General features: G+C 57.0%; 19 protein-coding genes. 6 read left to right on the top strand and 13 right to left on the bottom strand.

Features of this window, described 5'->3' with window-relative positions; all coding sequences use genetic code 11:
• Nucleotides 1–44 precede the first annotated feature (44 nt).
• Nucleotides 45–1532, bottom strand: coding sequence for an MFS transporter (locus tag M2433_RS02080; RefSeq protein ID WP_429052513.1), 1488 nt, complete (start codon nt 1530–1532; stop codon nt 45–47).
• Nucleotides 1533–1648: 116 nt separating this feature from the next.
• Here M2433_RS02080 and M2433_RS02075 point away from each other — a divergent pair, with 116 nt between their 5' ends.
• The 6 genes from M2433_RS02075 (at nt 1649) to narI (ending at nt 10540) form a co-directional block, all read left to right on the top strand.
• Nucleotides 1649–2224 carry a TetR family transcriptional regulator gene (locus tag M2433_RS02075; RefSeq protein WP_429052512.1) on the top strand — a complete coding sequence of 192 codons (576 nt, stop codon included), beginning with the start codon at nt 1649–1651 and terminating at the stop codon, nt 2222–2224.
• 209 nt (nt 2225–2433) lie between these two features.
• Nucleotides 2434–3819: a NarK family nitrate/nitrite MFS transporter gene (locus M2433_RS02070; protein WP_429052510.1), complete on the top strand. Its 1386-nt coding sequence runs from the start codon at nt 2434–2436 to the stop codon at nt 3817–3819.
• 67 nt (nt 3820–3886) lie between these two features.
• A complete protein-coding gene (locus M2433_RS02065) occupies nt 3887–7627 on the top strand; it encodes a nitrate reductase subunit alpha (RefSeq protein ID WP_429052509.1) in 3741 nt (1246 codons plus the stop codon).
• Complete coding sequence (gene narH / locus M2433_RS02060; protein WP_047348396.1) at nt 7624–9168, top strand: nitrate reductase subunit beta; 1545 nt, start codon at nt 7624–7626, stop codon at nt 9166–9168. The genes M2433_RS02065 and narH overlap by 4 nt, the downstream gene beginning before the upstream one ends.
• Nucleotides 9168–9863, top strand: a complete 696-nt coding sequence (narW, locus tag M2433_RS02055) for a nitrate reductase molybdenum cofactor assembly chaperone (RefSeq protein WP_429052507.1) — start codon at nt 9168–9170, stop codon at nt 9861–9863. The genes narH and narW overlap by 1 nt, the downstream gene beginning before the upstream one ends.
• A complete protein-coding gene (narI, locus tag M2433_RS02050) occupies nt 9860–10540 on the top strand; it encodes a respiratory nitrate reductase subunit gamma (RefSeq protein ID WP_429052506.1) in 681 nt (226 codons plus the stop codon). Before narW ends, narI begins: the two co-directional genes overlap by 4 nt.
• 82 nt (nt 10541–10622) lie before the next feature.
• Here narI and M2433_RS02045 read toward each other — a convergent pair whose 3' ends face one another.
• From M2433_RS02045 to M2433_RS01990, 12 genes are all read right to left on the bottom strand, one after another.
• On the bottom strand, nt 10623–12062 hold the full coding sequence (locus M2433_RS02045) for an anion permease (RefSeq protein ID WP_429052505.1): 1440 nt from the start codon (nt 12060–12062) through the stop codon (nt 10623–10625).
• A 96-nt stretch (nt 12063–12158) separates the two neighbouring features.
• Nucleotides 12159–14753 carry a bifunctional aconitate hydratase 2/2-methylisocitrate dehydratase gene (acnB, locus tag M2433_RS02040; protein WP_429052504.1) on the bottom strand — a complete coding sequence of 865 codons (2595 nt, stop codon included), beginning with the start codon at nt 14751–14753 and terminating at the stop codon, nt 12159–12161.
• A 17-nt stretch (nt 14754–14770) separates the two neighbouring features.
• The gene (locus M2433_RS02035) at nt 14771–15319 is read right to left on the bottom strand and encodes an RBBP9/YdeN family alpha/beta hydrolase (protein WP_429052502.1); all 549 of its coding nucleotides are present in this window, start codon (nt 15317–15319) and stop codon (nt 14771–14773) included.
• Between the two features lie 18 nt (nt 15320–15337).
• Nucleotides 15338–16213: a triphosphoribosyl-dephospho-CoA synthase CitG gene (gene citG / locus M2433_RS02030; RefSeq protein ID WP_429052501.1), complete on the bottom strand. Its 876-nt coding sequence runs from the start codon at nt 16211–16213 to the stop codon at nt 15338–15340.
• On the bottom strand, nt 16188–16727 hold the full coding sequence (citX, locus tag M2433_RS02025) for a citrate lyase holo-[acyl-carrier protein] synthase (protein ID WP_429052500.1): 540 nt from the start codon (nt 16725–16727) through the stop codon (nt 16188–16190). The genes citG and citX overlap by 26 nt, the downstream gene beginning before the upstream one ends.
• A 5-nt stretch (nt 16728–16732) precedes the next feature.
• On the bottom strand, nt 16733–18253 hold the full coding sequence (citF, locus tag M2433_RS02020) for a citrate lyase subunit alpha (protein WP_429052499.1): 1521 nt from the start codon (nt 18251–18253) through the stop codon (nt 16733–16735).
• Nucleotides 18254–18283: 30 nt separating this feature from the next.
• Nucleotides 18284–19159 (bottom strand): citrate (pro-3S)-lyase subunit beta, encoded by an 876-nt coding sequence (gene citE / locus M2433_RS02015; protein WP_429052497.1) that lies wholly within the window; start codon nt 19157–19159, stop codon nt 18284–18286.
• The gene (gene citD, locus M2433_RS02010; RefSeq protein ID WP_429052496.1) at nt 19159–19449 is read right to left on the bottom strand and encodes a citrate lyase acyl carrier protein; all 291 of its coding nucleotides are present in this window, start codon (nt 19447–19449) and stop codon (nt 19159–19161) included. The genes citE and citD overlap by 1 nt, the downstream gene beginning before the upstream one ends.
• Before the next feature lie 24 nt (nt 19450–19473).
• On the bottom strand, nt 19474–20541 hold the full coding sequence (gene citC, locus M2433_RS02005) for a [citrate (pro-3S)-lyase] ligase (protein WP_429052494.1): 1068 nt from the start codon (nt 20539–20541) through the stop codon (nt 19474–19476).
• 18 nt (nt 20542–20559) lie between these two features.
• Nucleotides 20560–21423 carry a fumarylacetoacetate hydrolase family protein gene (locus M2433_RS02000; RefSeq protein ID WP_429052492.1) on the bottom strand — a complete coding sequence of 288 codons (864 nt, stop codon included), beginning with the start codon at nt 21421–21423 and terminating at the stop codon, nt 20560–20562.
• Nucleotides 21424–21493: 70 nt separating this feature from the next.
• Nucleotides 21494–22738 carry an MFS transporter gene (locus tag M2433_RS01995; RefSeq protein WP_063428287.1) on the bottom strand — a complete coding sequence of 415 codons (1245 nt, stop codon included), beginning with the start codon at nt 22736–22738 and terminating at the stop codon, nt 21494–21496.
• A gap of 75 nt (nt 22739–22813) precedes the next feature.
• Nucleotides 22814–23902, bottom strand: coding sequence for a 4-oxalomesaconate tautomerase (locus M2433_RS01990; protein WP_429052490.1), 1089 nt, complete (start codon nt 23900–23902; stop codon nt 22814–22816).
• Nucleotides 23903–24009: the final 107 nt, after the last annotated feature.

The raw sequence follows: 24009 nt of genomic DNA, 5'->3' as shown, positions 1-24009 counted from the left end.
CACCCGCGCCAACCGCCAACCGCCAACCCGGTTTACAGCGCTATTTACCGAGGGTTGACCTTCGCCAGGCTGAACCAGATCCCAACGGCCAGCAGCAGGAGCATACCGCCCGCGCTGCCCAGCGCCACGCTGTGCGAGGTAATAAATGCGCTTTTTGCCGCCTCAATGACCGACTCCGACAGGGTCGGGGTCAGATCCTGCGCCACCTTCATCGCCTCACCGATGGATGACGAGGCTTTGTCGATGAGAGAAGCATTCAGCCCCTGCGGCAGCGCAATCGACGCCGAGAAGCTGCGGGTCAGCAGCAGGCCAAAAATGGCGATCCCCAGCCCGGCCCCCAGCTCATAGGACATGGTTTCAATCGCCCCTGCGGCGGCGGCTTTCTCTTTCGGCGCGGCAGCCATAATTGCGGAGGTCGAGGCCAGCAGCGCGCTGGCGGCGCTGAAGCCGAGCAGCACCATCAGCCCCCACGCCTGCCACTGCTGGGTGCTGAAGTCGAGCATCGACAGGCCGATAAAGCTGACGGCGCTGAGCCCCATTCCGCCGGCCGCGACGATGCGAAGCCCTAAACGCCCAACCAGCACGCCCGCGATCGGTCCGCTGAACCCGCTGGCGACCATCACTGGCAGCATGAACATGCCCGCTTCAAACGGCGTAAAGCCGTGAACGAACTGCAGCTCCTGGGCCATCAGCAGCTCAAAGCCGACCAGCGCAATCATCGCTGTCATCGCCATCACCACCCCGCTCAAAATGATGCGGTGGCAGAACAGGCGCATGTCGATCATCGGCACGCGAGCGCGAAGCTGAATACGCACGAAGACAAACAGCAGCACCGAGCCGGTCACCAGCGCGGAGGCAACCAGCCACGGCGACAGCGCGCCTTTCAGCGCGGTTTTGGCGCTGTAGACCAGCAGCAAAATCGCCACAATCAGCATGATGGCATGGCTGATATTCAGCGGCTGCTCCGGGCGGCCCTGCTGACGGGGTACAAAACGCGCGGCCAGCGAAACCACCACCAGCACGATCGGCACGTTAATCAAAAACACCGATCCCCAGTAGAAATGCTCAAGCAGCATACCGCCGATCAGCGGACCGAACGCTGCCCCGCCGGAACCCACCGCCGCCCAGACGCCAAGCGCGATATTACGGTCACGCGCGTCGACAAACAGCGTACGGATCCCAGCAAGCGTAGCCGGAATGATCATCGCCGCACCGATCGCCAGCGAGGCTCGCGCCGCAATCAGCCACCCTGCCGACGGGGCAAACGCCGCCGCCAGGGACGACAGGCCAAACAGCGTACTGCCAATCATTAGCAGTCGTTTAAAACCAATCCGGTCACCCAGCGCGCCCATCGGCAGCACCATACCCGCCATTACCAGCGAGTAAATATCGATGATCCACAGCAATTCATTACCGCTGGCACCCAGCGTCATGCTCAATGTCGGCGCCGCCACGTGCAGCACCGTCGCGTCGATCGCCACCGGGATATACACCAGCACGATAATCACTAACGCTAACCACTGACGAAACATAAATTTCCTTTTCTTTTTAAACATGGACACATGTCCAGAATGCGATCCTACGTAAAGTTGAACGAGTGTCCAGCTTTTTGTTACACTCGTTTCGTTCCCATTGAGAGTGAGTAAACATGCCATATCTGAGCAAGGATGAACGGCGGGAAGCTATCCTACAGGCCGCCATGCGCGTGGCGCTGTCCGAAGGACTGGCGGCCATGACGGTGCGACGCATTGCCGCTGAAGCCGGCGTCGCGACCGGTCAGGTTCACCACCACTTCACCTCCGGCGGCGAGCTAAAATCGCTGGCCTTTGTGCGCCTGATCCGCGAGCTGCTGGATGCCGACATGCTGGGTGAAAACGCCAGCTGGCGCGAGCGGCTGCACAACATGCTCGGCAGCGATGACGGCGGGTTTGAACCCTACATTCGCCTGTGGCGGGAAGCGCAAATCCTCGCCAGCCGGGATCCCGAAATCAAAGCGGCGTATGTCCTGACCATGGAGATGTGGCATCAGGAGACCGTGGCGATTATCCGCGCCGGGGCGGAGTCCAGTGCCTTTACGCTTACCGACCGTGCGGAAAATATTGCCTGGCGTTTGATCGGGCTGGTTTGCGGGCTTGACGGGATCACCATATTAAATATGCCCGGGATGGACGATGCAGCGCTTAATAAGCATCTCGACAAGCTGATTTCCCTCGAATTGGGTTAATACTCCTGACGGAGTATTATTTACCGCTGCGCTTACAATTAGTAACATATTAAGCGAACCCTTATTTCCTTTCTAAACTCAAGGGTTCGTTTTTTTATCTATCCTTTCAGTTGTATCCAAAAACATCCAATAAACCAGTCAACACATCCACAACTATCCGTCTGTTTTCATTTGTTTTTTATCTTCATCTTGGCGAGCAAGAGGGTGATATGTCACAACAAAGTGAGAAGAGTAATTCGCATCTGTTGAGTAACTGGAAACCGGAAAATACGCAATTTTGGGAGAATAAAGGAAAACATATCGCGCGGCGAAACCTGTGGATATCAGTCGCTTGTTTGCTGCTAGCGTTCTGCGTATGGATGTTATTTAGCGCGATTGCCGTCAACCTGAATAAAATCGGATTTACTTTCTCCACTGACCAGCTTTTTATGCTAACGGCATTACCTTCTCTCTCCGGTGCGATATTGCGCGTCCCCTACTCGTTTATGGTGCCGATATTTGGCGGACGATACTGGACGGTATTGAGTACCGTCATCCTGATTATCCCCTGCGTCTGGCTGGGGATTGCCGTTCAGAACACCGCGACGCCTTACTGGGTCTTTATCGTGATTGCCCTGCTCTGCGGCTTTGCAGGCGCTAACTTCGCCTCCAGCATGGGCAACATCAGCTTCTTTTTCCCCAAGGCAAAACAGGGTAGCGCGCTCGGTATTAACGGCGGGTTGGGCAACCTGGGCGTCAGCGTGATGCAGCTGATCGCGCCGCTGGTGATCTTCCTGCCGATGTTTACCTTCCTGGGCGTGCAGGGGGTACCGCAGGATGACGGTTCCACCCTGTGGCTGGCGAACGCCGCCTGGATATGGGCACCGCTGCTGCTGCTGGCCACCCTTGCCGCCTTCTTTGGGATGAACGATATCGCCAGCTCTAAGGCCTCTATCGCCAGCCAGCTCCCGGTGTTAAAACGCTTTCACCTGTGGCTGCTGAGCCTGCTTTATCTCGCGACCTTCGGCTCGTTTATCGGTTTCTCGGCAGGCTTTGCCATGCTGTCAAAAACCCAGTTTCCCGACGTGAATATCCTTCACCTCGCCTTCTTTGGCCCTCTGATTGGCGCGCTGGCGCGTTCCGCGGGCGGAATGATCTCCGACAAACTGGGCGGGGTACGCGTCACGCTCGTCAACTTCATCTTTATGGCCGCGTTCAGCGCCCTGATCTTCCTGACCCTGCCCGGCACGGGCTCCGGCAGCTTTATTGCCTTCTACCTGGTCTTCATGGGGCTGTTCCTCACCGCCGGTCTGGGCAGCGGCTCCACCTTCCAGATGATTGCCATCATCTTCCGCCAGATCACCCTTACCCGCGTGAAGCAGCAGGGCGGAACGGACGAACAGGCGCAGCATGAAGCGGTGACCGAGACCGCTGCCGCGCTGGGCTTTATCTCCGCCATCGGTGCCGTGGGCGGGTTCTTCATCCCCAAAGCCTTTGGCACCTCGCTGGCAATGACCGGATCGCCGGTCGGCGCCATGAAGGTGTTCCTCGTGTTTTACATCGTCTGCGTGCTCGTTACCTGGCTGGTGTATGGCCGCAAATCCGCACAAAAATAATAACGACCTCTTAGCCGGAGCGTGATGCAGCCCCCTCCGGCAATGCTATCGAAGCAGGAGAAATGTCATGAGCAAACTGTTGGACCGCTTCCGCTACTTCAAAACAAAAGGCGACAGTTTCGCCGATGGGCACGGGCAGGTGTATCACACCAACCGCGACTGGGAGGACAGCTACCGCCAGCGCTGGCAGTACGACAAGATTGTGCGCTCCACCCACGGCGTGAACTGTACCGGCTCCTGCAGCTGGAAAATTTACGTCAAAAACGGCCTGGTGACCTGGGAGACTCAGCAAACCGACTATCCCCGCACCCGCCCCGACCTGCCTAACCACGAGCCGCGCGGCTGCCCGCGCGGGGCGAGCTACTCCTGGTATCTCTACAGCGCCAACCGACTTAAATACCCGCTGGTGCGCCGCAGGCTGATTGAACTGTGGCGAGAGGCGCTGACCCAGCATCACGATCCGGTCCTGGCGTGGGACGCCATCCAGCGCGATCCGCAAAAAGCGCAGAGCTACAGGCGCGCGCGCGGTCACGGCGGGTTTATCCGCTCGAACTGGAAAGAGCTGAACCAGCTGATCGCCGCCGCCAACGTCTGGACCATCAAACATTATGGCCCGGACCGCGTCGCCGGTTTTTCCCCTATCCCGGCGATGTCGATGGTCTCCTACGCCGCCGGCACGCGCTATCTTTCCCTGCTGGGCGGCACCTGCCTGAGCTTCTATGACTGGTACTGTGACCTTCCCCCTGCCTCCCCCATGACCTGGGGCGAACAGACCGACGTGCCGGAATCCGCCGACTGGTACAACTCCAGCTATATCATCGCCTGGGGCTCCAACGTGCCGCAGACCCGCACGCCAGACGCCCACTTCTTCACCGAGGTGCGCTACAAAGGCACCAAAACCGTCGCCATCACGCCGGACTTCTCGGAGGTCGCGAAGCTGAGCGACCAGTGGCTGGCCCCCAAACAGGGCACCGACAGCGCCCTCGCGATGGCGATGGGCCACGTGATCCTCAAAGAGTTTCACCTCGATAACCCCAGCGACTACTTCCTCAACTACTGCCGCCGCTACACCGACATGCCGATGCTGGTGCTGCTGGACGAGCAGGCGGACGGCCGCGTCGTGCCGGGCCGCATGCTGCGCGCCTCGGACCTGGTTGACGGGCTGGGGGAAGCCAATAACCCGGAATGGAAGACCGTCGCCTTTGATATTGCCGGGAACCTGGTGGTGCCAAACGGATCGATTGGTTTTCGCTGGGGAGAAAAAGGCAAATGGAACCTGGAGCCGCAGGCCGCGGGCCATGAAACCGAGCTGACCCTCTCCCTGCTGATTACCCATGATAGCGTTGCCGATGTGGCGTTCCCCTACTTTGGCGGCAACGAAAACCCGCATTTCCGCAGCGTGAAGCAGGAGCCGGTGCTGACGCGCCGCGTCCCGAGCAAAACCCTGACGCTCGCCGACGGCAGCCAGAAGCGGGTGGTCAGCGTTTACGATCTGGTGCTGGCTAACTACGGTCTCGATCGCGGCCTGGAAGACAGCAACGCCGCAGAAAGCTATGACCAGATTAAGGCCTATACGCCCGCCTGGGGCGAGCAGATTACCGGCGTGCCCGCTTATCTGATAGAAAAAATCGCCCGCGAGTTTGCCGACACGGCGCACAAAACGCACGGTCGCTCGATGATCATTCTGGGTGCCGGGGTGAACCACTGGTACCACATGGACATGAACTACCGCGGGATGATCAACATGCTGGTCTTCTGCGGTTGCGTCGGGCAGAGCGGCGGCGGCTGGTCCCACTACGTGGGCCAGGAGAAGCTGCGCCCGCAAACCGGCTGGCTGCCGCTGGCCTTCGCGCTGGACTGGAACCGTCCGCCGCGCCAGATGAACAGCACCTCCTTCTTTTACAACCACGCCAGCCAGTGGCGCTATGAGAAGCTGACCGCGCAGGAGCTGCTCTCCCCGTTGGCGGACGCCTCGAAATTCGCCGGCCACCTGATCGACTTCAACGTCCGCGCCGAGCGTATGGGCTGGCTGCCGTCGGCCCCGCAGCTCAACCTGAACCCGCTGCACGTTAAAGCCCGTGCGGAGGCGGCAGGCATGACGCCGCAGGAGTACACCGTGCAGGCGTTAAAATCGGGCGATATCCGCTTCGCCTGTGAACAGCCCGATAATGGCAAGAACCACCCACGCAATCTGTTCGTCTGGCGCTCTAACCTGCTCGGCTCGTCCGGGAAAGGCCACGAGTACATGCTGAAATACCTGCTCGGCACTGAAAGCGGCATTCAGGGCGAGGATCTCGGCTCGACCGATGACGTGAAGCCTGAAGAGGTGGAATGGCAGACCGCCGCCATTGAGGGCAAGCTCGACCTGCTGGTGACGCTCGACTTCCGCATGTCCAGCACCTGTCTGTTCTCGGATATCGTCCTGCCCACCGCCACCTGGTATGAAAAAGACGACATGAATACTTCGGATATGCATCCGTTTATTCATCCGCTCTCCGCCGCCGTCGACCCGGCGTGGGAGTCCCGCAGCGACTGGGAAATCTACAAAGGCATCGCCAAAGTTTTCTCCGAGGTCTGCGTCGGGCATCTGGGTACCGAAACCGACGTGGTGCTGCAGCCGCTGCAGCACGACTCGCCGGCTGAGCTCTCCCAGCCGTTTGATATTCAGGACTGGCGCAAAGGCGAATGCGATCTGATCCCCGGCAAAACCGCGCCAAACATTGCGGTCGTCGAGCGGAACTACCCGGAAACCTACGAGCGCTTCACCTCGCTCGGTCCGCTGATGGACAAGCTCGGCAACGGCGGAAAAGGCATATCGTGGAACACGCAGAACGAGGTCGATTTCCTCGGCAAGCTGAACTACGTCAAGCCGGACGGTCCGGCGAAAGGTCGTCCGCTGATTGAAACGGCGATCGACGCCTCCGAGGTGATCCTCGCCCTGGCACCAGAAACCAACGGTCAGGTGGCGGTCAAGGCCTGGGAAGCGCTCGGCGAGTTGACCGGGCGCGATCACACCCATCTTGCCCTGAACAAGGAAGACGAGAAGATCCGCTTCCGCGATATTCAGGCGCAGCCGCGCAAAATCATCTCCAGCCCGACCTGGTCCGGTCTTGAGAGCGAGCACGTGTCGTATAACGCGGGCTATACCAACGTCCACGAGCTAATCCCGTGGCGTACCCTTTCCGGTCGCCAGCAGCTGTATCAGGATCATCCGTGGATGCGCGCCTTCGGGGAAAGCCTGGTGGCCTACCGTCCGCCGATTGATACCCGCAGCGTCAGCCACATGCGCGAGATCCCGCCGAACGGCTTCCCGGAAAAAGCGCTCAACTTCCTGACGCCGCACCAGAAATGGGGCATCCACTCCACCTACAGCGAAAACCTGCTGATGCAAACCCTGTCGCGCGGCGGGCCGATTGTCTGGATCAGCGAAACCGACGCCCGCGAGCTGGGCATTGAGGACAACGACTGGATTGAAGCCTTCAACGCCAACGGCGCCCTGACCGCCCGCGCGGTGGTCAGCCAGCGCGTGCCGCCGGGCATGACCATGATGTATCACGCCCAGGAGCGCATCCTGAACATTCCGGGCTCAGAGGTGACCGGACGGCGCGGCGGGATCCACAACTCGGTGACCCGCGTCTGCCCGAAACCGACGCACATGATCGGCGGCTACGCCCAGCTGGCGTACAGCTTTAACTACTACGGCACCGTCGGCTCTAACCGCGACGAGTTCATCATGATCCGCAAAATGAAAAACATAAACTGGCTGGATGGCGAAGGTCGGGATCAGGTACAGGAGGCGAAAAAATGAAAATACGCTCACAGGTTGGCATGGTTCTGAATCTTGATAAATGCATCGGCTGCCACACCTGCTCGGTCACCTGTAAGAACGTCTGGACCGGGCGTGAAGGGATGGAATATGCGTGGTTTAACAACGTCGAAACCAAACCGGGCATCGGCTATCCGAAAAACTGGGAAGATCAGGAGGAGTGGCAAGGCGGCTGGATCCGCGGCATTACCGGCAAGCTGACGCCGCGCCTCGGCGGCAAGATGGGCGTACTGTCGAAAATTTTCGCTAACCCCGTCCTGCCGCAGATAGACGATTATTACGAGCCCTTTACCTTTGACTATCAGGATCTGCATCGCGCCCCGGAGGGCGATCACCTCCCTACCGCCCGCCCGCGCTCGCTGATTGACGGCAAGCGGATGGATAAAATCGTCTGGGGCCCCAACTGGGAGGAACTGCTGGGCGGCGAGTTCGAAAAGCGCGCCCGCGACCGCAACTTCCAGAAGATCCAGAAAGAGATGTACGGCCAGTTTGAAAACACCTTCATGATGTACCTGCCGCGCCTGTGCGAGCACTGTCTGAACCCGAGCTGCGTTGCCACCTGCCCGAGCGGCGCCATCTACAAGCGCGAAGAAGACGGTATTGTGCTGATCGACCAGGACAAATGCCGCGGCTGGCGTCTGTGCATCAGCGGCTGTCCGTACAAGAAAATCTACTTCAACTGGAAGAGCGGCAAGTCAGAAAAATGTATCTTCTGCTACCCGCGCATTGAGTCCGGCCAGCCGACCGTCTGCTCGGAAACCTGCGTCGGGCGCATCCGCTATCTCGGGGTGCTGCTGTATGACGCGGACCGTATTGAAGAAGCCGCCAGCACCGAGCATGAAACCGATCTGTACGAGCGCCAGTGCGACGTGTTCCTGAATCCAAACGATCCGGCGGTGATTGAAGAAGCGCTGAAGCAAGGTATTCCGCAGAACGTGATTGACGCCGCCCAGCGTTCACCGGTCTATAAAATGGCGATGGACTGGAAGCTGGCCCTGCCGCTGCACCCGGAATACCGCACCCTGCCGATGGTCTGGTACGTGCCGCCGCTGTCGCCGATCCAGTCCTACGCGGACGCCGGCGGCCTGCCGCAGAGCGACGGCGTACTGCCTGCCGTAGAGAGCCTGCGCATTCCGGTGCAGTATCTGGCGAACATGCTCAGCGCGGGCGATACCGGGCCGGTGCTGCGCGCCCTTAAGCGCATGATGGCGATGCGCCACTACAAACGCTCCCAGACCGTGGAAGGCGTGACCGATACCCGCGCCATCGAAGAGGTCGGCCTGACCGAAGCGCAGGTTGAAGAGATGTACCGCTATCTGGCAATTGCTAACTACGAAGACCGCTTCGTGATCCCGACCAGCCACCGCGAAATGGCGCGCGACGCCTTCCCGGAGAAAAACGGCTGCGGATTCACCTTTGGCGACGGCTGCCACGGCTCCGATACCAAATTCAACCTCTTCAACAGCAGCCGCATTGACGCGATCAACATCACCGAGGTGCGTGAACACGGGGAGGGAGAATAATGCAAATCCTCAAAATCATCGCGCTGCTGATCGAGTATCCCGATGAGACCCTGTGGGAAAGCCGTGACGAAGCGCTTTCGCTGATTGAGCAGGACGCGCCCATGCTGCTGCCGTTTACCCGGCAGCACCTGAACGCCCCGCTGCTGGATAAACAGGCCGAGTGGTGCGAGGTTTTTGAGCGCGGTCGCGCGACGTCGCTGCTGCTGTTCGAGCACGTTCACGCGGAGTCCCGCGATCGCGGTCAGGCGATGGTCGACCTGATGAGCCAGTACGAGAAAGCCGGGCTCCAGCTGGACTGCCGCGAGCTGCCGGACTACCTGCCGCTCTACCTGGAATACCTCAGCATCGTCACCGACGACGAAGCGCGCGAAGGATTGCAAAACGTCGCGCCGATCCTGGCGCTGATTGGGGGACGCCTGAAGCAGCGCGGCGTGGCGCATTACCAGTTATTTGACGCCCTGCTGGCGCTGGCGGGTACGCGGCTTTCCAGCGACAGCGTGGCGACACAGGTGTCCAGTGAAAAACGGGATGATTCCCGCCAGGCGCTGGACGCCGTATGGGAAGAGGAACAGGTCAAGTTTATCGAAGACAACGCCACATCGTGCGACAGCTCGCCGATGCAGCAATATCAACGACGCTTTAGCCAGGACGTCGCGCCGCAGTACGTGGACGTCAGCGCCGGAGGCCCAAAATGACACACTACCTGAACGTGTTTTTCTATGACATTTACCCCTACATCTGCGCCACCGTCTTTTTCCTCGGCAGCTGGTTGCGCTACGACTACGGGCAGTACACCTGGCGCGCCTCGTCGAGCCAGATGCTCAGCAAACGCGGTATGAACTGGGGCTCTAACCTGTTTCATATCGGGATCCTGGGGATTTTCTTCGGACACCTGTTCGGCATGTTAACCCCGCACTGGATGTACGCCTGGTTTTTACCCGTCGCGGTTAAGCAGCAGCTAGCCATGATGGCGGGCGGGGTGTGCGGCGTATTGACGCTGATTGGCGGGTCTATGCTGCTTTACCGCCGCCTGTTCAATCAGCGCGTGCGCGCCACGTCCACCACGCCGGATATCATCATCATGAGCATTTTGCTGATCCAGTGCATCCTGGGGCTGACCACCATCCCCTTCTCCGCGCAGTATCCTGACGGGAGTGAAATGATGAAGCTGGTGGGCTGGGCGCAGGGGATCGTGACGTTTAAGGGAGGCTCATCAGAAATGCTGAGAGGCGTGGCGCCGATCTTCCGCATCCATCTGGTGCTGGGGATGACGATCTTCCTTATCTTCCCGTTCACCCGTCTGGTGCACGTATGGAGCGCGCCGTTTGAGTATTTTACCCGTCGTTATCAGGTGGTGAGATCGCGCCGTTGATTTTGTCGGGTAGCGGCTACGCCTTACCCGACCTACGTTCAAACTCATGCAGGCCCGGTAAGGCGTAGCCGCTACCGGGCGATTAAGACTGCAGCATCCCATGCTGCATGAGGAAACCCCACCAGGGAATGCCGACGAGCATGTGGACTAAAAACGTGCACAGCGCCACGACGGTGCCGATTGTCCACCATGACTTAATATCGTTATACCCCGAGGCGAAAATAATGGGTCCGGCCGCGCCCCCATAGTGCGTGATACACCCGCCGTAGGAATTGGAAAATAGAATCGCAAGCGCCAGCAGGACGGGCGCCGTTCCGGTGACCAGACCCACGGTGGCAAAGACCGGCACCATGGCCGCGACGTATGCCCCGCCGGAGGCAAAGAAATAGCGAACCAGCACGCTGAGAAACACGATAATCACGATGGTCATATTACCGGCGCTGAGAAAATCCAGATGCGCAGAGAGGAAATCCGCCAGCCAGCGGAAAAACCCCTCCTTGCTCAGGGTGGCGCTCAGACCGATAATGCCCCCGTACCACATCAGGGTATTCCAGCCGCCTTTATTTTTCTGAACATCGCTCCAGCCGATAATATTAAACAGCAGAGCCGCCCCCATCGCGATAATGGCGACGGCGGATTCAGTGAGACCAAGATGGCGTGAGAAGATCCAGCCCAATAATGCGGCGATAAAAATAAACACCAGCCCCTTCTCTTTGAGGCTCATTGCCCCGAGGCTTTCCAGCCCGTTGGTCGCAATCGCGACATTATCAATATGCTTAATTTCCGGCGAGGCTATCCGGTAGCAAATATAGGGAATGATACATAGCATCAATAACCCCAGCGGGGCGCCCGCCAGCATCCAGCCGATCCAGCTAATATGAATATGGAAAATATCTGAAATGAGCTGAAGCGCTAACGCGTTCCCGGCAAAGCCCGTTAAAAACATATAACTGGTCGTTTTAGTGACCATATAGACGTTGACCATTAAATAACGGCCAGCCTTACACGGCGACTCTTTTGGCGTTGAGCCCAATACCGTCGCAATGCTGTTAATAATAGGAAAAACGACCCCACCTGCCCGCGCTGTATTGGAGGGCGTCGCCGGTGCCAGCACCAGGTCCAGCAAGGCGGTCACATACCCTAGCCTTAGCGTCGTACTGCCAAATTTAAGGATAAACCAGTAAGCAAGCCGCTTTCCCAGACCGGTCGTAACGAACGCCGCGCTAAGCGTAAAGGCGCTGAACACCAGCCAGGTCGTGCCGGAGGCGTATCCGCTCAGCACATCCATTGATTTGACGGGTGAATCCGGGAATTTTGTCACGGTAAAACAGGTTAATGCGACCGCGACGAGCATAATGACGGGTTCGGGATAAGGTTTAATGACCAGGCCAACGATAGCGGATAAATATATCCCTGCCAGTATCCACGCCTCTTTACTTAATCCATCAGGCGGAGGAATAAATATTGATAATAATATTATTACGGCAAGTAAGATTGTTTTTAAAACATTGGATTTAAGCATATCTCACCCATGAGAAAAGGGTCCCTGAATGGCAGAGAGTTCTCCTGGGAGGCGACTCTGCCGGATAAATACATTTGCTAAAGAAATAATAAGGAACTACACGCTAACAACCGGGATATTATCATCTTCTGTGATTTGATATTCGGCCAGGGTGTCAAAACTGAGATAGCGATAGATATTTTCACGCGCGCCGTGAAGTTTATCCGTATAGCGTAAATATTCTTCCACGGTTGGCATTTTACCCAACATGGCTGCGACGGTGCTTAATTCTGCCGAGGCAAGGAACACGCTGGCATTCGTTCCCAGACGATGCGGGAAATTTCGGGTGGACGTCGATACTACGAAACTCCCTTCGCGCACCCTCGCCTGGTTCCCCATGCAGAGGGAACATCCCGCGGGCTCGATTCGCGCCCCCGACTTTATAAACTGGCTAAAATAGCCCTCACGGGAAAGCTGCCGGGCATCCATTTTGGTCGGTGGCGCGATCCACAGCCGCGCCTGGCTTTCACTGGTATCGGCCAGGATTTCACCCGCAGCGCGGAAATGACCGATGTTGGTCATGCAGGAGCCAATAAAGACCTCCTCTATCGGCGTGTTGGCCACCTCAGAAAGTAAGCGAGCGTCATCCGGATCGTTCGGCGCGCAGACCACCGGTTCGGTGATTTCATTGAGATCGATGTCAATGACTGCGGCATATTCCGCGTCAGGATCGGCCAACAGCAGCGACGGGTTAGCCAGCCACGCCTCGATTTCAGCGATGCGTCGTTCAAGCGTGTCGGCGTTCTCATATCCCTGCTTAACCATCCAGCGCAGCAGGGCCGCGTTGGAACGCAGGTATTGCGCGACCTTGTCCTCCGCCAGGCGCATCACACAGGCGGCAGCGGACCGTTCAGCGGAGGCGTCAGCCAGCTCAAACGCCTGCTCTGCACTCAAGGTTTCCAGGCCTTCAATTTCGAGGATCCGGCCCGAGAAAATATTGCGCTTATTCTTTTTCTCGACCGTCAACAGGCCCTGCTTTCTGGCGTAGAGCGGAATGGCGTGCACCAGGTCGCGCAGGGTGATCCCTTTCTGCATCACGCCCGTAAAGCGAACCAGCACCGATTCCGGCATATCCAGCGGCATAATGCCCGTCGCGGCGGCAAACGCCACCAGCCCGGAGCCGCCCGGGAACGAGATCCCCAGCGGGAAGCGGGTATGGGAGTCGGCGCCGGTGCCCACCGTATCCGGCAGCAGCATGCGGTTAAGCCAGGAGTGGATAATGCCGTCCCCCGGTTTCAGCGCAACCCCGTTACGACGGGTGATAAACTGCGGCAGGGTTTCATGCAGCTGAACGTCGACAGGCTTAGGGTATGCCGAGGTGTGACAGAAAGACTGCATCACCAGATCGGCGGAAAACGTCAGGCAGGCAAGATCGGTTAACTCGTCGCGCGTCATCCCGCCGGTGGTGTCCTGAGAGCCCACGGTCGTGATTTTCGGCTCGCAGTACTGCCCGGGACGGATCCCCGCAACGCCGCAGGCTTTACCCACCATTTTTTGTGCCAGCGTAAAACCGGCTGCGGATGGCGCAGGGGCGGAGGGCTTACGGAAGACATCGGAAGGCGCAAGCTTCAGCGATTCCCGCGCTTTCGCGGTCAGGCTGCGTCCGATAATCAGCGGGATCCGCCCGCCGGCGCGCACTTCGTCCAGCAGCACGTCGGTTTTAAGCGTAAAGCGCGTCACCAGGCGCTGGCTTTCCGTTTCGCGAATTTCGCCTTTGTAGGGATAGAGATCGATCAGCATTCCGGTCGTCAGCGCGGAGACGTCCATCTCTACCGGCAAGGCACCGGAATCTTCCAGCGTGTTGAAGAAAATGGGGGCAATTTTGCCGCCAAACACAAACCCACCGTTACGCTTATTCGGCACGAACGGAATATCATTCCCGATGTGCCATAAGATCGAGTTGGTGGCGGATTTGCGCGATGACCCGGTTCCCACGACGTCGCCGACGTATGCCAGCGGCCAGCCCGCCTCTTTTAATTCTGCCAGCTGGCGCAAAGGGCCGCGCACGCCGGGCTCATCCGGCTCAACCCCTTCCCTGGCGTTACTGAGCATGGAAAGCGCGTGCAGCGGAATATCCGGACGTGACCACGCCTCCGGTGCCGGAGACAAATCATCAGTATTGGTTTCGCCGGGAACCTTGAACACCTTCAGGGTGATTTTTTCAGGCATCGCCGGACGGCGGGTAAACCACTCGGCATTTGCCCAGGACTGAAGCACCTCTTTTGCCCGGACGTTACCGTTCAGCGCTTTGGCTTCAACCTGGCTGAATTTTTCGAAGATAAGGATAGTCGAACAAAGCTGCTGCGCGGCCAGCGGTGCCAGGCTCGGGTGGTCCAGAAGATCGATCAGCGGCTGAACGTTATAGCCGCCCTGCATGGAACCCAGCAGCGTCGTGGCCGCGTCGGGAGAAAGGCCGTCAATACGGTATTCCTGCAGTGCCAGCTTAAATAAAAATTCGGCTTTTAACTTTGCCGCGGGATCGACCCCCGGGGGAACGCAGTGGGTTAATAAATCAATTAATCGCGGATGATGCGTCGGTGCATCGTGAATTAAACGATGAATAAGCGCATCGGTCTGTTCCACTGTTAAGGGTTTTGCCGGAATACCCGATTCAGCGCGCGCGTTCAGGTGCTGATTATAATCATCTAACATAGGTTCTCCTGTTAAAGCTAAAGTTGTTCACAAAATTCTGTTAGTCGTTCGAGCCCGTAAGGCCATTCACCAAATCCGGATTCGGCATTAATATGCCCCGCTTCCCCGATATCGATTAATTGCCCCTCCCAGCGTGCCGCCCAGAACTGGGCGCGTGCGAAAGGCATCAGGGGATCGTTTCTGCTGGCAAACATCAGGCAGGGAACCGGTAATGACGCTGGCTGAATGGCCTCTTCCAGGCCGAAAATAGCGGGCTCTGCCGGCGCGACCATCACCACCCCGGCGACGTTTACCCGCCGCGTTTGCAGTAATCGGCATGACGCCAGCGCGCCAAAGCTATGGCCAACGAGAATGGCGGGCAGTTGACACGCTGCCAGCTCGCGGGTAATGGCGGAGACCCAGTTTTCAATATCGGGCTCGAACCAGTTTTTCTGCTGGATCCGCTTCCAGAAGGGAAAACGCCGCCCCCAGCAGCTTTGCCAGTGATGTTCATCGCTGTCTCTCAGCCCCGGCACCAGAATTGGGGTATAAACGTTACCGAGCTGCTGCAGGCGTTGTTCAATCATGACGTTTTCCTTTTTCGATTATTCGGACGGAAACTGCGACAATAACCATCCGACGGCGATAAGATCTGCGCTCCCTCCCGGGCTTAAGTTCCGGCGAATAAACTGAACGTCCATGCCGGATAAGGCGTTAATTAATTGTTCCGGCGTCAGATGCTGCACGGTTAATATCCGTCTGGCATAGCGTCTGGCATAATTCAACCCTTTCGTTCCACCACGTGAAACAAGGTTGGTGTCCGGATTCGACGCCATCAGCCCGAGCAACATCCTCAGCAGCGCCTCCTCCTCAGAGGCTCCCCGGCGCAGTGCGGTTTCAAAGTGAGGAAGGCCAGCATGGCGGACGGTGGCAAAACCGCTTTCCGCTTCGCCTCTGGCCCCGGTGAAGCCGTACGCTTTGAACTGCTGCTCGCCCTTCGTTTTCGCCACGCCGCGATTATTCAGCTCCCGCTCAACGATGCCCGTGCAGATTGCGCTGCACTCCTCGCACAGGCTGCGCTGCGTGAGGATTACTTGCCTCTGCGTCAGACGCCCCGCCGCGGCACACAGCAGCCCCAGAGAGAAGATCCCGCCTTTATGGGTATTCACCCCGCCGGTGGCGTTAAACATCGCCTGTTCGCAGGCCAGACCGGTTGGCCTTATCGCCCGCAGTGTTTGCGGGCCAGCAAGACGAGCCGTCTCTCTGCCAACGTTAAAGAACGTTGAGAACCAGGGGGCAATCGCCGCGATACTGGCCATGAACAGGGCGAAATCCATATCCTTATGCGCCCCGCTGTTAGCGCGATCCACCAGGCCCGGTTTCGGGGTCAAGCGAATTTCCCGGTACAGGGCCTCGGCCGCCAGCTCCGCGAAGGGACGCCGGGCGTCTGGCGCATTACATCTGGCAAGTGAAGTAGTCATCGGTTAACGCCTCGATTACGCGCGTGAGCTCAGCCTGCGAATGACGTCGCATGCGGGAACAAACGTGAGCAGGTTCATGACAGATAAAGCATCTGCGCATCGGTTGCTGGATGGCGTCTCTTTTCAGCAGGCCCGCCTTTGGACACAGCACGTCGATATCCCATAGGCGCCCCAGCGGATGGTTATCTTCCAGATGCGCCGTCACGTGTTTAATCATCCACGCGGGGGCCGCCACCGCCCAGAGCGCCTCCGGCCCCGTTAGCGGCTGCAGGATCTGCTGGCGGCAGACCGTCCACTGATGGGCGCGGAACAGTTCACCGAGCGCGTCATTGGCAGCGGCCATCACCCGTCTGGCCAGCGCGGTATCCTTCACCTCCCCTGGCCAGACCAGCGTGACGGAAACCACCGTATGATCCGACTGAAAGAGCCACGCCTGCTGGCGGCGGGCTCGCTGTTCTCTGGCGTTCAGCACCTGTTCCAGAGAAACCTTCACGTTCGAGGCTTTATCCGTCATGGGAATTACTCCTTAACCTGGCGAACCACGTCAATCACGCTGCCGTCGCGGTAGCGCACCACGCCCACGATCCGGTCAGTAAACGCCACAGGCTTAGGCTGCCCCGAGATGAGCAGCGCCTTGTTATAGAGCGCATCGATGTCGACGACGGCCAGCCCGGCGTTAATCAGACGTTCGCGGATCTCCGGACGCGCCGGGTTAACGGCAATACCGTGATCGGTAACCAGAACATCAATGCTTTCGCCCGGCGTCACCAGGGTGGTGACCTGCCTGACAACGGTAGGAATTCGGCTGCGGATCAGCGGGGCAACCACGATGGTGAGATTTGCCGCCGCGGCGACGTCGCAATGCCCGCCCGACGCGCCGCGCATCACGCCGTCGGAACCGGTCAGCACGTTGACGTTGAACTGGGTATCCACCTCCAGCGCGCTGAGGATGACCACGTCCACCCTGTCGCAGCAGGCGGCTTTTGCAGCCGGGTTCGCATAGACGTTGGTGGAAATTTCCACATGGCCAGGATTGACTGTCATGGACGCGGCCGCGGCACCGTCAAAGCTTTGCGTATCGAGGATCTTTTCAATAAGCCCCTTTTGATGCAGATCGACAATGCTGCCGGTGATCCCGCCGAGCGCAAAACGGGCGACAATATTGTGTTTGCGCATACGGGCTTCCATAAACCGCGTACAGGCGGTGGACGCCGCACCTGAACCAGTCTGAATGGAAAAGCCGTTGCGGAAATAGCCAGAGTGTTCGATAACGTCGGCGGCAGAGCGGGCAATCATCAGCTCACGTGGATTGCTGGTGACCCTTGCGGCGCCTACGCTGATCTTTGCCGGGTCACCGACGCTCTCAATCTGCACCACGTAGTCAACCCGGTCCTGGACGATACTGGCCGGCAGGTTGGGGAACGGCTTCAGGGTTTCGGTGAGCAAAACCACCTTTTTGGCATATTGCGCGTCGACCATGGCGTAACCGAGCGAGCCGCACTGCGAGTTGCCGCCGTTGCCGCTGGCATTGCCATACTCATCGCTGCACGAGACCGCCAGAAACGCGACATCAATGGCAATTTCGCCCTTTTGAATCAGGTTCACCCGCCCACCGTGGGAGTGGATCTGTACCGGCTCGTCCATCAGCCCGTGTGAAATCGCATCCGCCAGTTCGCCACGCATGCCGGAGGTGTAGATTTTGCCAATCACGCCACTGCGAATGTGTTCAATAAGCGGCGCATTGCACGACATTAACGAACTGGACGCGAGCGTGATCCCTTTCAGACCGCGCTGAGCCAGCTTATCCATCACGTAATTAATGACCTTATCGCCCTCGCGGAACGCGTGATGAAAGGATACGGTCATGCCGTCATGCAGATCGCAGCGGGCCAGCACATCGTCCACGCTGGCGAAAAGTTTGCGCTGAGACTTTTGCTCAGCGTCAGCAAGATAAGGCGTGGCCGCGTTAGCGCCGCTGAAGGCGACGTACTCACGGCGAGAGCCAGGAATGTGGTGCAGGGTTTCAGTGAGACTTTTCATTATTCATCCTGTCGCTTGCGGTATAAGGGATTACTGACGAATGCCCGAGGCATTTTTACGTTCGATAACCACGCGGGCATGGTTGATGATTGGCGCGTCGATCATTTTTCCGTTCAGCGAAATCACCCCCAGTCCGTTGCGTTCTCCCTCTTCTGCGGCAGCAATCACGCGCTCGGCGTAGTCCACTTCTTCCTGCGTGGGCGCGTAGGCGTTGTGAAGAATTTCAATTTGTCGCGGATTAATCAGCGATTTACCGTTGAAGCCCATCCGGCGGATGAGATCCACTTCTTTCAGGAAACCGGCCTCGTCATTCACGTCGGCGTATACCACGTCGAAAGCGTCGATCCCTGCCCCACGCGCGGCATGCAGTACGGCGCACCGGGCATAGAACAGTTCGGTCCCGTCGCCCCGCTCGGTTTGCATATCCATCACGTAGTCAAAGGCGGCGAGCGCAATCCCCATTAAACGCTCGGAGGATTTCGCAATGGCGACGGCATTAATGACGCCGACGGCGGATTCGATTGCCGCCATTAATTTCGTTGAGCCAACAGGACGCCCGCAGCTTTCTTCGATACGGACGATTTCGCGTTCGAGCTGATAAATATCTTCCGGAGTGTCGGTTTTCGGCAGACGAATAACGTCCACCCCTGCCCTGACGGCAGCTTCCAGATCCTTTAAACCAAAAGGGGTATTAAGCGGGTTAATTCTGACAACGGTTTCAATATCGTTGTACATCGGATGTTGCAGCGCGTGAAATACCAGAAGACGCGCGCTATCTTTTTCTTTCAGCGCAACGGCATCTTCCAGGTCAAACATAATTGAGTCTGGTTTATAGATAAATGCCGTCGACAGCATGGCTGCACTTGAACCGGGAATAAATAACATACTGCGGCGTAACTTTTTCATTATAACGTTTCCCATGCAATGTCTTCCCGGGCTGTACCTCTGAGCAGTGCAGCCTGCACGCGGGCGCGGATCGCGCAGTCCAGCGCGCCTTTATCATCGACAACGATCAGCCCCTGCTCGATATTGAACGCCGCAAGGGTTTCATTGACCACCTCTGCAATTCGGTCGCCGAACTGCTTATACACTTCGCTCTGGATGACAACATCGAGCCCGCTCTCGACGGGACTGACCTTGACCATCAGGTCGCTGGACTCCAGCGTTCCCGCCATCGCGGCTTGCACAATTTTCATATTCATTTTCCTGTGATAATGCGCTTAAACCGCTGCCGTCAGCGGCTCGGATAAACAGGGCTGATGCTGTATTCCGTTATTCAGAAACGCGCGCGTAGTGGCAGGCACCATGCGACTGGCGGCAGCGATGTTGTTTTCTTTTAATAAACGACGAACGGCTGAAGCCGATACCGGCACATTATTACCGTCCGTTCTTCTTTCTATTTCGTGTACGCTAATACGAGCCGCTGTGCTCGTCTCTTCTTCCAGCCAGCGGTGCATCGCCCGGTTATATTCGGCGGTTAACGGACAAAATGGCTCGGTACCCACGAAACGATGATTAATATTCAACGCGGGGGCGATGTAATTTCTGAACAGCATGAGATCAATTGCCGCGTAGGTTTTATCGATGACCTGCTTATCTTTCAGGAAATAGCCCGGGAATGTCCCGCGCGAAATAATATACGCCGACCCTGGATGAACGGTGACATTCGGCAGGTGCTGCGATCCTTCCCTGACCATCGCGAACCGTTCTTTAAACGAAAATGCCGAGACATCTTCCTGGACCACGAAAACATGTAACGCGTCGCACCGGCTTGCCGCATGCTCAATAAGATATTGATGGCCGAGGGTGAACGGATTGGCGTTCATCACAATTGCGCCAATATTTTTCCCCGGCACGAAATGGTGGCGGCGCAGCTGACTGCAATAACGATGAATACCTACCGGCGTATTCTCCATTAATGACGCACGGTTCTCGACCGTCACCAGCGGATAAAACCCGCATCCGCGAAACGACTTCACGTTATCCGGACAGGTAAAAAGAAAGAGCTGATGTTCACCGTTCTGCGCCGCCTGAAGCTCGGCTTCATGGATTAACGTCAGGCTTAACGACGTGCCCCGCCACGCGGGATCCACCGCGATGCACTTCAGCGTGTTACCTGCAATCCCGGTGCAGGCGACCAGATGGCGTTGATAGCGCGCAACAATAAATTGCTCAATATCATCATCAATGCCTAAACCGTTGCGGGCCAGGAAGCGGATAACCTCTTCCCGGGACTGGGCGTTACCGGCGTTAATAACCTCAAACTCGGGTGTTCTGGCGGTGTACATCTTCTCTCTCCTGAGCGTTTAGACAGCTAACGCTTGTGGCTGCGGCTGAGCTTCCACAATGGTATTGACCAGTCGGCCAACGTTTTCGATCTCCACTTCAACGCGATCGCCGTCGTGCATAAACAGAGGCGGATTACGCTTTTTGCCGACGCCGCCCGGCGAACCGGTAATAATGACGTCGCCGGCGCTGAGAGAGGTAAACGTGCTGATGTAGGCGATAAGATCCGCTACTTTGTGGATCATGCTGCCGGTGGAGTCATTCTGAACCAGCATGCCGTTCAGCCAGGTATGAATGGTCAGGGCGTGAGGGTCGGGGATCTCGTCCGCCGTGGTCATATACGGGCCGAAGGCGCCGGTTTGCGTCCAGTTTTTACCGGCGGTGAACCAGGCGTGCTGCCAGTCGCGCACGGAGCCGTCCATATAGCAGCTGTATCCCGCGACGTGGCTGAGCGCGTTACTGACGTCAATTCGGCTACCGGGTTTACCGACGATCACGGCCAGCTCGCCTTCGTAATCGAACTCGCTGGAAAGAACCGGTTTTATCACCGGCCGCGCATGCCCGGTTTGCGAATCAGGAAAACGGATAAACAGCGTGGGGGCATTATTCGTCTCAGCAAACTCTTTTCTTTTTTCAGCGTAATTCATCCCCACGCAGAAAATCTTTCCGGGCTCTTCTATAACGGGCAAAAAGGTGATTTCTTCAGGCCTAATATCCACCGGGCAATCGAGATATTGTCTGGCGACGTCTACCGCATCCCAGTGAAGAAGATCTTTTAATGTCGCATATTGATGGCCGATTTTATTACCCAAATCGATAAAGCCGGATGGCGTATAAATCCCGTAGCTTTTACGGCCCTGATGAATATAGCTTGCTAATTTCATGATAATACCCGATTGATATACGTGTTCTTTCTGTGTTCACGCCCTGGGGCGTGAACACATTGCCTGACTTTTATTCTGCGGACTGGGCGGGAACCAGTACCGGTTTATTACCGGATGCCAGATATGTCGCCACCACAACGCCAACCCCGAGCAATGCCAGAATAAATCCGGTCATCCCCTGCCAGCCCATCGAATGGAAAACAAAACCGTTAATAAAACCAATCACCGAACCGCCCATGTAGTAGAAGAATAAATAGAGCGCGACGGCCTGGCCTCTTGCATGGGTTGCATTTTTACTGACCCAGCTTAGGCCGATAGAGTGGCAGCCGAAGAAACAGCCGGTAAAAATGACGGCGCCAACAATAAACGTGACAACGTTCGACGTGAGCGTCAGCAGCATGCCGAACGCCATGATCAGGAACAACACCCGCAGGACTTTCATTGCGCCATATTTTGCCGATAAGCGGCCTGCCTGCGGTGCCGTAAAGAAACTCAGGGCGAAGCTAAAGGAGAGCAGGCCTGCATTTGCCGGTGAAATATGGAACGGTTCACCTTTCAGGAAGAAGGCCAGATAGTTATACAGTGAGGTAAATGCGCCGAAGATAATAAAGCTGATGACAAACGCCAGCGCCAGATTTTTATTTTTGAAGTGGGATGCCGCCCCTTTCACCATACGCATGGCGTTAAGGCTCTGCGTGGGCTTGAAGTTTTTAGATTCCGGAAGCAGGAACTTCACCAGAACGGCAACCGCAATCAGGCTGACCGCAAAACCGTAAAAGATGACATTGATTGAAACGTGATCGATCAGCTGGCTGGCAACAATACGGCCGGACATGCCGCCCATCGAGTTACCGAAGACAAAATAGCCCGTCACGATGCCAGCCGCCACCGGTGCGACCTCTTCACTGATGTAGGCGGTGGCTGCCGCAGCGATGCCGCTCAGCGCCAGACCAATCACCGCACGCAGCGCCACCAGCATCGCCCAGGATTCCACCAGCGGGCAGAGCAGCGTCAGAATGCCGCCCAACAGGAGGGAGACGATAATTAATCGCTTCCTGCCATAGTGATCGGATAACGTCCCGGTAAACAGCAATCCGATTGCCAGCAACGCTGTTTCTGCCGATAAGATAATACTCACCTGGCTGACCGGGACATTATACTCCACAGCAAGCGTCGGAAGCAGTGGCTGAATAAAAAACAGAGAAGCAAGTTCTGCAAGCCCGGATAATGCGAGTGCCAGAATTACGCGAATATGCGCGCTGGCTTTTACAGGATCGGGCGCTTTCAGGGTATTGTTAGCATGCGTTAACGCCATAATAACCTCAGTTTTATAGTTAAGGTACAGAATATAATTGTTTAAGGTGGAACTATTTCTTAGTTTGGCTTTTACTTAATCAACTTCAGAGAGCATTTTTTCAGGTACGCAGACGACACCTTCAAAGAGCTTACGGGAAGTGCGAATTACCGCAGCTCGGGTATTTTCGATATTGTTCCCGTCCCTCAACAATGACACGGATATTTTTCCACTTGGGTGTTCAATATCAATAATATTGGTAAAGCGCTCTTTTGGACGATCGGCGATGATTTTAGCGGCGACAGAGCCTTCTATAAGCGTCGCGGTCGAAATACCAATCGAGCCGGTAATGGCCAGCGATTTATGGCAGGTGTGTGGCATGAAATACCGCACCTGAAGCGTTCCGCCGTTGCGCGCCCGGCTGAGGAGAACCGGTTTAGGGATCACTTTATTTGACACATCCCCTAAGCCCATCGCCTCGCCCGCCTGACGACGCAGGCTCTCCAGCCTTGCTTTAAACGCCGTATCGGCATCCAGTTCCGCGGGTGACTCCCCTCCCGTTTTCCCCAGGGCCGAGGCCTCAATCAATACCATCGGCATCGCCATATCAATACAGGTAACGTCAATACCGTCGAATACGTTTGTGACGCTGTCGGTCGGAAGCAATTTCCCTGTTTTGGAACCCGCTGAATTCAGGAAAGTTAAGCCAACGGGTGCGGCCGTACCCGGAACGCCGTCAATCTGGGTATCGCCTTCATAGGTGACCCGATAATCAGGCGTTTGCACTTCCGCATCAACCAGCGTTCCGGTGTTAAGATTACGGATCCGCACCGTTGTCACCGGGCTGTGCGCCTTCACCAGCCCCTTTTCTATCGCAAAGGGCCCCACCGCGCAGAGCATATTGCCGCAGTTTGGCGTGGTATCGACGCGACGTTCGTTCACCATCACCTGTGCGAATAAATAATCCACATCTGCATCCGGACTGTCGGAAGGACTGACGATGGCCACCTTACTGGTTTGCGGGCTTCCACCGCCAATGCCGTCAATTTCGAGCTCATGGCCTGCGCCCATCAAGCTGAGTAACACCGCGTCGCGCTCTTCGGTTTCCTCAGGCAGGTCGCTGGCCAAAATAACGGGGCCTTTTGACGTACCGCCACGCATTAAAACGCAAGGGATCTTTAACATGTGTTTTTCTCATTTCGTTTTATCAGGAACGCAATAAGGTTTTCACACTCCTGTTGATAACTCTAATGTCAAAAAAAGAAGGATTAATACGTTTTGCACATTAATAA

This window comes from Enterobacter sp. AC1, from assembly GCF_050434705.1.
Lineage (GTDB): Bacteria > Pseudomonadota > Gammaproteobacteria > Enterobacterales > Enterobacteriaceae > Enterobacter > Enterobacter cloacae_L.
This window is presented reverse-complemented; position numbering and strand designations above follow the sequence as displayed.